Annotated in this window: 5 protein-coding genes; 2 read left to right on the top strand and 3 right to left on the bottom strand. The window is 72.3% G+C overall.

The window, feature by feature from the left end; all coding sequences use genetic code 11:
• Positions 1-18 precede the first annotated feature (18 nt).
• Positions 19-1068: a selenide, water dikinase SelD gene (gene selD / locus FV229_RS25400; protein WP_147754587.1), complete on the bottom strand. Its 1050-nt coding sequence runs from the start codon at positions 1066-1068 to the stop codon at positions 19-21.
• Positions 1069-1211: 143 nt separating this feature from the next.
• Here selD and moaB point away from each other — a divergent pair, with 143 nt between their 5' ends.
• The gene (moaB, locus tag FV229_RS25395; protein ID WP_147754586.1) at positions 1212-1766 is read left to right on the top strand and encodes a molybdenum cofactor biosynthesis protein B; all 555 of its coding nucleotides are present in this window, start codon (positions 1212-1214) and stop codon (positions 1764-1766) included.
• 3 nt (positions 1767-1769) lie between these two features.
• Here the strand turns inward: moaB and FV229_RS25390 are convergent, their stop codons facing one another.
• On the bottom strand, positions 1770-2288 hold the full coding sequence (locus FV229_RS25390) for a hypothetical protein (protein WP_147754585.1): 519 nt from the start codon (positions 2286-2288) through the stop codon (positions 1770-1772).
• A gap of 176 nt (positions 2289-2464) precedes the next feature.
• On the opposite strand from FV229_RS25390, the gene FV229_RS25385 reads away from it, so the two are divergent.
• Positions 2465-3583: a PA0069 family radical SAM protein gene (locus tag FV229_RS25385; protein ID WP_147754584.1), complete on the top strand. Its 1119-nt coding sequence runs from the start codon at positions 2465-2467 to the stop codon at positions 3581-3583.
• A 335-nt stretch (positions 3584-3918) separates the two neighbouring features.
• Here the strand turns inward: FV229_RS25385 and FV229_RS25380 are convergent.
• Positions 3919-4570: ribonuclease HII (locus FV229_RS25380; protein ID WP_147754583.1), on the bottom strand; the 652-nt coding region annotated here is incomplete at its 5' end.

Below are 4570 nucleotides of genomic sequence, written 5' to 3'. Positions count from 1 at the left end.
CTCCTTCCGCGTGCAGCCTCAGAGGGCGACGCGGATGCCGGCCGCGCCCGCCTCCGCCCGCCCGACGATCGCCGCGGCCGGATGCCCGGCGGCGCGGATGCGGGCGAGGATCGCGTCGGCGCGCTCGGGCGCGCAGGCGACGAGCAGGCCGCCGGAGGTCTGCGGATCGGTGAGCAGGTGCCGCGCCCATTCGGGAAAACCGTCGGGCAGCGCGACCTCGGCACCGAAGGCGGTCCAGTTGCGGTGGGACGCGCCGGTGACGAAGCCGTCCCGCGCGAGCGCTTCGGCCGCGGGCAGCAGCGGCACAGCCGCCCAGTCGATCGCGAGGCGGCAGCCGGCGCCGCGGGCGAACTCGAGCCCATGACCGAGCAGGCCGAAGCCGGTCACGTCGGTGATGGCGTGGACGTCCGGATCGGGACTGAGCTCGGCGCCGACCTTGTTCAGCAGCGTCGTCGTCGCGACGAAGTCCGCGTAGCCGCCCGCCGGCAGGGCGTCGCGCTTGATCGCGGCGGAGTAGACGCCGACGCCGAGCGGCTTGGTCAGGATCAGCACGTCGCCGACCCGCGCGTCGGCGTTGCGGCGCACGTCCTCGCGGCGGCAGATGCCGATCACCGCGAGCCCGTAGATCGGCTCGGGCGTGTCGATCGAGTGGCCGCCGGCGATCGGGATGCCGGCCTCGGCGCAGGTCGCGGCGCCGCCCTTCAGGATCTCGGCGACGACCTCGGGCGCGATCTTGCCGACGGGCATCCCGAGGATGGCGAGCGCCATGATCGGGCGGCCGCCCATGGCGTAGACGTCGGAGATCGCGTTGGTGGCGGCGATCCGTCCGAAATCGCGCGGGTCGTCGACCATCGGCGTGAAGAAGTCGGTGGTGGCGATGACGCATGTGCCGTCGTCGAGCGCCCACACGGCGGCGTCGTCGGCGGTCTCGTTGCCGACGAGCAGGCGCTCGAACGGCCCGGCGATCGGCTGGTCGGCCAGCAGCGACCGGAGGATCGCGGGATCGAGCTTGCAGCCGCAGCCGCCGCCATGGGCGAGGCTGGTGAGGCGGACGGGGGACGCATCCATGGGAGCACCGCGAAGTTCGATGGGATCGGTCATGTCGTCGGGCCGATACCACGGATCGCGCCCGCGATCCGCCACGGCGGCGACGGATGGGACAATCGGCGCCGACGGCCCATATTCCGGGCGAACATCTCGGAGACCGTTCGATGCCCGACACGCCTGCCCGCAGCTTCGTCCCCCTGTCGATCGCGGTGCTCACCGTCTCGGACACGCGCGGGCCGGAGGACGACCGCTCCGGCGACACCCTTGCGGAGCGGCTGACCGCAGCCGGCCACGCGCTCGCCGCCCGCGCCATCGTGCCCGACGAGGTCTCGGCAATCCGCGAGACGGTCGAGGGCTGGACCCGCGATCCCGGCGTCGACGTGGTGATCACCACCGGCGGCACCGGATTCACCGGGCGCGACGTGACGCCGGAGGCGCTGGAGCCGCTGTTCGAGAAACGGATGGACGGCTTCTCGGCGGTGTTCCACCGCATCTCCTACGACAAGATCGGCACCTCGACGCTGCAGTCGCGGGCGACGGCGGGGGTCGCCAACGCGACCTACGTCTTCGTGCTCCCGGGGTCGCCCGGCGCCTGCCGCGACGCCTGGGACGGCATCCTCGCGAGCCAGCTCGATTACCGGCACCGCCCCTGCAACTTCGTCGAGATCATGCCGCGCCTCGACGAGCACCTGCGCCGGGGCGCCTCCGTCACCGTGTGACCCTCACGCCCGGTCGATCCGGGCGATGAGCCGGCGCGGCGTCAGCCGAGGCGCGAACGTGCCGGCTTCGGTGAGGCGGTCGCGCCGGACCACGTCGCCGGGCCGCGCCACCCCGGCGCCGACCATCGCCTCGGCCCAGACCGCGAGCCGCGTCGCGAGGCTCGCATGCGGACGCGACAGCCGTCCGAGGGCGTCGGCGCCCGCGGTGCCGACGAACCGGTCGAGGGTGCGGATCCAGCCATCCCCCGGCACGTCGCCGGCCTCGAGGCACAAGACCCAGTCGCGGCGCGCCAAAGCCGCCCCCGCGACCCAGGGGTTCGCTCCGGGCGGCATCACCACGAGGCTGGCACCTGTGGCGTCGGCGATGGTGTCGACGCCGGGGTCCATCGCCGCCGCCACGATCACCGCATCGCCCACGAGACCGGCGGCGACGCCCGCCACGAGCGCCCCCAGGGAGTCGGCCAGACGGTCGAGCGCGTCGGCGTCGCCGGGGTCGGCGACGAGAACCAGGGCGGAGATCATGGTCGCGCATAACGTATTTTCGGCCAGCGAGGACGCTCGGCCGCGACGCGACGCGCTTGCGTTGCGCGGTTGCCACAAACGCTGAGAACTTGCCTAAAATCGAGGCGTATCCCGTCGATTTCGTTCCTGCTATGTTCCATTGTAGACAGCTTCCACGCCGGGGCGCCCCCATCACGATGTCCGCACCCCGCCATGTGTCCGAACTCGAATCGAGCCCACGCCGGCTCGCCGCAACGACGCCGGCGCGGGACTCGGTGCGCGGACGGGGCGCCACCGCCAACCCGGACGGCCGGTTCGAGGCGATCCGGCGCGAAAGCCTGGACGACGGCTGGCCTTCCCACGAGCCCGGGCCGGTGCGACGGACCGAGGTGACGCTGGAGCGGGCGCGCGGGATCATCACGCGCAACACCTCGCCCGACATCCCGTTCGATCGCTCGATCAACCCCTATCGCGGCTGCGAGCACGGCTGCGTGTACTGCTTCGCGCGGCCGAACCACGCCTATGCCGGCCTGTCGCCCGGGCTCGACTTCGAGACAAAGCTCTTCGCCAAGCCGGACGCGGCGCGCCTGCTGGAGCGCGAGCTGTCGGCGCCGGGCTACGAGGCGCAGACCATCGCGCTCGGCACGGCGACCGACCCGTACCAGCCGATCGAGCGCGAGCACCGCATCACAAGGGCCGTGCTGGAGGTGCTGGCACGCCTGCGCCATCCCGTCGGGATCGTGACGAAATCCAACCTCGTCACCCGCGACATCGACATCCTCGCCGGGATGGCCGAGCGGAACCTCGTGAAGGTCGCGGTCTCGGTGACGACCCTCGATCCGGTGCTGTCCCGGAAGATGGAGCCGCGCGCGCCGCATCCGCGCAAGCGCCTCGAGGCGATTCGTGCGCTCAGCCAAGCCGGCATCCCGGTGATGGTGATCGTCGCGCCGATCATCCCCTCGCTCAACGACCACGAGATCGAGGCGATCCTGACCGAGGCGCGCGCCTGCGGGGCGCGGGAGGCCAACCACGTGCTGCTGCGCCTGCCACACGAACTGAAGGACCTCGTCGCCGACTGGTTCGCCGAGCACTATCCCGGGCGACAACGTCACGTCTTCTCCCTGATCGCACAGGCCCGCGGCGGCCGCGAATACGACGCCTCCTTCGGCAAGCGCATGACCGGGGAGGGCGCCTACGCCGACCTGATCGCGACGCGGATGCGCCTGGCGAAAACGCGGCTCGGCTACGCGAAGGCGCGCATCACCCTCGACGCCTCGGCTTTCGCCAAGCCGGGGGAGCAGTTTTCGCTGTTGTGACGGGAGGCGAAGGGGCCGCGTTTTCCCCCCATTCGGGCACAGGATTCGCACGCTTCCGCTTCTGGCGCTCGCCTTGCGCGCATCTCCTCTCCCCGCGCGCGGGGAGAGGGCTTTGCCGACCTCGTCGTCGGCAAAGCGAGGCGGCAGCCGACGACGAGGGGGCTGCAACGGAGGAACCACATCCGTCGCCCCCCCCATCACCGCCGCTTCGGCTTCGCCTGCGCTATCCGGCTGCGCGACGCCTGCGCTACCCGGCTGCGCGACAAGGTGCAGCCGGGCCTCTCCCCGCACGCGGGGAGAGGGGAACCCGTGCCAGGTTCGGCATCGCCGAAGTCTCACGGAGAGGGGACGGGCACCGCTGCGACATCCTCCGCAAGCCCCGTCCCACTGCCGCCCTCGCCGTACCCCCGCGTAAAACTGAGCCGGTGGTGCGGGCTGCGGCCGTGAGCTTTCAGGCCGGCGAGGTGCACGGGGGCGCCGTAGCCGACGTTGCGCTCCCAGCCGTAATGCGGATGGCGCCGGGCGAGCATCCGCATCAGCCCATCGCGGAACGTCTTGGCGACGATCGAGGCGGCGGCGATCTGCGGCACCGCGCCGTCGCCCCCGACGATGGCGCGGCAGGGCTGCGACAGGCCCGGGACGGCGTCCCGCCCGTCGACCAGCACCGACGCGTCGAGGGACAGCTTCAGCACCGCCCGGCGCATGGCGTCGAGGGTCGCGACGCGAACGTTGACGCGGTCGATCAGCGCCCGCGAGCCGGCCGCCACCGCGACGCGCGCATGCGCTCGGATCAGCGGCGTCAGCGCCTCGCGCAAAGGCTCCTTGAGGCGCTTGCTGTCGTCGAGGCGGGCGAGCAGGTCCGGTGGGATCGTGACGGGATCGAACCACACCGCTGCGACCACCACCGGGCCGCACAGGGCCCCGCGCCCGACCTCGTCGCACCCGATGACGGCGGGATACTCGGCGGCGCGGGCGGGATCGAAGGGG

Source organism: Methylobacterium sp. WL120 (assembly GCF_008039465.1).
In the GTDB taxonomy this organism is placed as follows: Bacteria; Pseudomonadota; Alphaproteobacteria; order Rhizobiales; family Beijerinckiaceae; genus Methylobacterium; species Methylobacterium cerastii.
Note: the sequence above shows the minus strand (reverse complement) of the source record. Positions and strands in the feature narration are given on the sequence as shown.